General features: G+C 41.6%; 3 protein-coding genes and 1 pseudogene. All 4 read left to right on the plus strand.

All coding sequences use genetic code 11. The features are described from left to right. Positions 1–184 precede the first annotated feature (184 nt). On the plus strand, positions 185–1,624 hold the full coding sequence (locus ACFIKE_RS08295; protein ID WP_375649218.1) for a hypothetical protein: 1,440 nt from the start codon (positions 185–187) through the stop codon (positions 1,622–1,624). Between the two features lies 1 nt (position 1,625). Then, on the plus strand, positions 1,626–3,812 hold the full coding sequence (locus ACFIKE_RS08300; RefSeq protein ID WP_375649221.1) for a hypothetical protein: 2,187 nt from the start codon (positions 1,626–1,628) through the stop codon (positions 3,810–3,812). 16 nt (positions 3,813–3,828) lie between these two features. Next, the gene (locus tag ACFIKE_RS08305; protein ID WP_375649223.1) at positions 3,829–4,476 is read left to right on the plus strand and encodes a transglycosylase SLT domain-containing protein; all 648 of its coding nucleotides are present in this window, start codon (positions 3,829–3,831) and stop codon (positions 4,474–4,476) included. Between the two features lie 12 nt (positions 4,477–4,488). Continuing rightward, a pseudogene (locus ACFIKE_RS08310) lies at positions 4,489–4,734 on the plus strand (phage tail protein); the annotation flags it as partial.

A 4,734-nucleotide genomic window follows, 5' to 3' on the forward strand; every position in this document is an offset into this window, starting at 1 on the left:
CAAGACAATAGCGGCTGGAATAGGTTGAATATGCTTATGAACGCCGGTCATGGCTTTGCAAGGAATTACGGCACGACGACGAATAATAATACAGCCTCTATGATGCAAGGCAACGACCCTTGGAAGAACGCTATAGGGATTTTAGCTGGTATTTCTGGTTTTGCAGGAAAAAAGTGAGGTAGTTATGCAAAATAGTAACGATAACATTTTATCAAGACTTCTTAAGTCTATGCATGTAATGAGCCAATATGTACCACGTATACGTTTCAACGATCTAGAAGACGCCAAACAACAGGCAAATAATTTACCTTATTTAACCCCTTCTTCCCCTATAGCAACTTTTGGTTCACAATCAAATCCTTTAGGTTTAGCTAAAAATACTTCACCTTTACCAGATGTAAGTTCGTCTTTAAGATCGGCAGGCAGAAAACCAGATGTACCGTCTTCAGTTCCTTCTTTACCAGTAGCGACCTTTGGTTCACAACCAAACCCTTTAGGTTTATCGAAGGATATGGAACCTTTGCCTAATGCAATTTCAGATTTGGCATCATTGAAACCAAAGCAGTCTCAATTACCAGAGCCTATTGCACCGGTAGAACAACAGCAAGTTGCACAGCCACAACAGAATACTGTTCCTCAGCAAGATACTGGTTCTCAACAGAGTTTTTGGGATTATTTGCGTAGTCCTGAGTTTTTACAAAGATTATCGGATTATGGGATTGGTTATGCATTATCAGATGGGACGATATCACAAAGTTTAGCGAATGCAGCTATGAATCTTCGTCGTGGTGATATGGAAAGAGAAAAAAGAGGACAGGTTAATCAGACCGTCGAGTATCTGAAATCCAAAGGCTACAGTGAAGAAGAAGCTGCTGTCATGGCACGGAATCCTCAAATGCTTAGTGCATTGCTAACAGGTGGTGATACTCCTAAACTACTTGCGGGGCATGAATGGTATACCGATCCAGAGACAGGTGAACGTGGACAGAGACCGATGTCAGGGACTCTACAGGCATTGGAGTATAATCAGAAGCTACAAGCACAGAAAGAGTGGGAGGGTAAAAAGCAAAAAAATATTATTGCCACAAAACATCAGATGAACGCTGGGATAGATGCTATTCGTGATTCGATTGCACTCATTCGCAAACATAAGATTAACGGGTTTAAGGCGTGGGCTACGCGTGGAATTGGAGGAACTCCTGCGAATGAATTAGAAAATTTATTTGATACGATTAAGGGTGGTGCTTTAAAGGCGGTATTTGAGAGCTTAAAATCGATGGATCCTAGAGGAAGTCTTAGTGTTGGTCCTATATCAGATTACGAAAGTCGGACGATGGTAGCAACCTTTGGTTCTTTAGATTCTGCGCGTAATACAAAAGGGCTACTGAAAACTTTAGAAAATCTTGAAATAACATTTAATGCTTTAAATAAGCTTCAGAAAACTGATTTGCATGATTGGATGACGGGGAAGATAACCCCTCAAGAAATCTCTGATAAATATAATACTCAGAAAAAAGGCGTTATGGAGTTTGTGAAGGTATCCAGTCCCAAAGAGAGCGCTAAATTTGAGATAGGAACAAAAATTCAAGATGCAGATGGTAATATTAGAATAAAGAGATACTAAAATGCTTAATCATAAGAATGATAACGTTGGAAAACGTCAGGTTTGGAATGATGATCAGTATCCTATTATTGGACATATAACAGATTATAATAAACGCTCTTCAAATAGTCAGATTTGGAATGATGATCAATATCCTATTATTGGACACATATCAGACTATAACAACCATTCTTATGAGGAAGAAGCAGAACATCCCGAAATAAGTGAAAGTGAAGCCTTTTGGAATTCTTTAAAGCATGGTTTGAGTTTTAATTTAGATGATGAGATTGCGGGGATTACAGCGGCAGGACGTGATTCTGATGATCAGTTGGCAATAAGTGCTTTTTTGAAGGGGCTTTACAACTATTGGACTGGAGATAAGAAAACCATAGAAAAATATGAGAAAGAAGCCAATAGACTACGTGATTATTATCGTAGGATGAGTGATCAACATTATTGGACTTCTTTTGCTGGAAATGCTTTAGGGTCGGCAATCCCTTCACTTGCGACTTTAGGGGGAGGATTGTTAGCCTCAGGAGCACGCTTTGTAGCGCCTACACTTGCAAGGAATGTGGCGGGGTCAAAATTAGGTCAAGCATTTTTGAAAGCAGGTCAGTTACCCCCAAGTCGATTTGCAAGTCCATTTTTAGGCATCACGAACAAAACAACATTACCTCATTTGCTTAAAGTAGGAGCGGCATCTGGTGCATTACATGGCGCAGGAGAAGGCGAAGGGCTTGGTAATACACTTACAAGTACGTTATCTGGTGCAGGTTTAGGAGCGGGCGGGGCATTGGTTGGAAGTGCTTTAGGTCATTTGGCTGGTTATCCGGTAAGCGGAATACGAAGACTTCTTTCTCCTTCTCATAAGCAAGGTGTTGCAACAGACACGTTAAGAGCAATCAGTAAACATTTAGGCAATGAAGCTTCTGAAGAGCTAGGAGAATCTTTTAAAAAAGCAGTTCCTACCGATTACGTAGCTGATCATAGTCCTTTTTTACAGGATCTTGTTTTTGATATCGCGAAAAGAAATCAAGGAGCTTATCTTGATTTGACTAAAAGAGCTGGGCAGAGAGCGCTGGAAGGAGGGGAGCGTATTCATCAAGCTGCTGATGAACACTTTGTTCCTCGTCAAAATGTCACAGGTTTAAAAGATGATCTTATCGCGAGTAGGGAAGCAGCGACAGAGAGTCTTTACGATATAGCCAAGAAAACGCCGATAGGAGAAAAATATTATGGCGCGCTTAATGAATTAATGGAGCGCCCCTATTTTAAACAAGCTTATGACGAAGGGTTAAAGGAGTTCACGAGTGGTGGGAATAAAGTCAGTCCTTTTTCTTCTCAAAAATTTAGTCTCCTTAAAGAAAAACCGAACATGGGGATTCTTCATGAAACGCAGCGTAAACTTCGTTTTATGACAGATACAGCGAGAAAAATGGGAGATGATAGCAAAGTTCGTACCTTAGTAGGTATCCGGAAAAAATTGTTAGAGATTATGGATGATATATCGTCTGAATATAAGAAAGGGCGGGCATTGTATCATCAATATAGTGCACGTGTAGATGCTATGGGCGAAGGAGAAAAAGTCCTTAGCAAGTCGGTTAATAAGGATGAGTTCAGTAAAATCTTTGATGAATTACCAAAGGCACAACAAGAATACTTTAAAAAGGGCTCAAGGGCAGAACTTTTACAAGGCATGGGTCAAACAAAAGACGAAGTGTCCACGGCAAAGGAAATTTTTGGTACGAATGATCTGTATAAACGATTTGCAAAGATTTATGGAGCCGATAAAGCTTCTGCGGTCAAGAAGGTTGTCGAAAAAGAAGCCGATTATGCAGATTTTTATAATAGAATACCAGGTCGTGTAGCGGATGAAAAGATATCTTTTACGCATAATGTCAGTATGCCAACGGGTAAACGTGATGCAGCTGTACAATTAGCAAAAGCTGCTGGGAAGGCAGCTTGGATTCCTTTCAAAGAGGCGGCGTTTAGAGAGCGTCAACGGATTGAAAAGGATGTTGTCAAATTGTTAACAGGGGGGACAGAGATTAAGAATGATCAAATTGTAGCTCTCATTCAACGCATGGTAAACGCGCATCATAAGGGATATGCGACAAAAGAATGGTTCAAAAAGCTTTCTGCTGCTTTGTTTGGAGGTGGGGGAAAAGCCTCAACGGAGGAATTGAATTTATTGAGTGCATTTGAGTAAGGGAGGAGATTAGGCTATGACCCGTTATAGTCCTTCTGTCAATCAAGCGATACGGCAAACGGCAGCGCGATATGGTTTGCCAGAGAGTTATTTGTACCGTGTTGCGCAAGTGGAAAGTGGAGGCAATCCGAATGCAAGGAATCCCCGCTCTTCTGCTGGTGGTTTGTATCAATTTATCGATAGCACCGCCAAACAATATGGTTTGCAGGATCGTTTTGACCCCATGCAAGCGGCAGATGCCATGGGGCGGTTGACACTTGATAATCGCAATCATTTAAGCCGCCTTTTGGGAAGAGCCCCTAGTGAAGCGGAGTTGTATTTAGCACATCAACAAGGCGCAGGAGGAGCCGCGCGTCTTTTGCAAAATCCCCATGCCAATGCGGCGCAAATTGTTGGGAGCAATGCGGTTGGCTTGAATGGTGGAAACAACGCTATGCGTGCAAGTGATTTTGTCAACCGTGTGTTACAGATGTATGGTGGGCAGCCTCATAGAGCAAGTCCTACAGCGCATGGTGGCATTAGAAATAGAGACAATTTGTTAGAGGTTTTAAGGGCATTATTAGCATCACAAGAAGAGGCTTCGGAAGAAGAAGAGAGTGATGATGATAATCCTTTGATGACGCAATTCATGCGGGCGTTTTACGGACCATTTTACCGGAATTAGGATTTATGAGAGATGTCAACGATCTATGATTGGTCGCTTAGAGCGGCGGATAATACGCGCGTAGATAATTTGATTGATTGGTCCGAAGGACAGCAGCCTAGCAGTGTGAATACGAGCGCCCGTGTGATGATGCAAAGGATAAGTGAGTATTTGTCAGACACGGGTGGAGAGCTTGAAGGCATTGTTACAAATGATCATGTCCAACAAACGAGTGTGATAAGACTTGCAAGCACTTCACAGTTTTTAGAGTATAAGAAT

It is taken from the genome of Bartonella sp. MU70NMGDW (assembly GCF_042194085.1).
GTDB classification, from domain to species: Bacteria; Pseudomonadota; Alphaproteobacteria; order Rhizobiales; family Rhizobiaceae; genus Bartonella; species Bartonella grahamii.

Excerpts from the sequence above, each read along its gene's own strand:
- ACFIKE_RS08300 (WP_375649221.1), top strand. The coding sequence starts at position 1,626 with ATGCTTAATCATAAGAATGATAACGTTGGAAAACGTCAGGTTTGGAAT.
- ACFIKE_RS08295 (WP_375649218.1), top strand. The coding sequence starts at position 185 with ATGCAAAATAGTAACGATAACATTTTATCAAGACTTCTTAAGTCTATG.
- ACFIKE_RS08305 (WP_375649223.1), top strand. The coding sequence starts at position 3,829 with ATGACCCGTTATAGTCCTTCTGTCAATCAAGCGATACGGCAAACGGCA.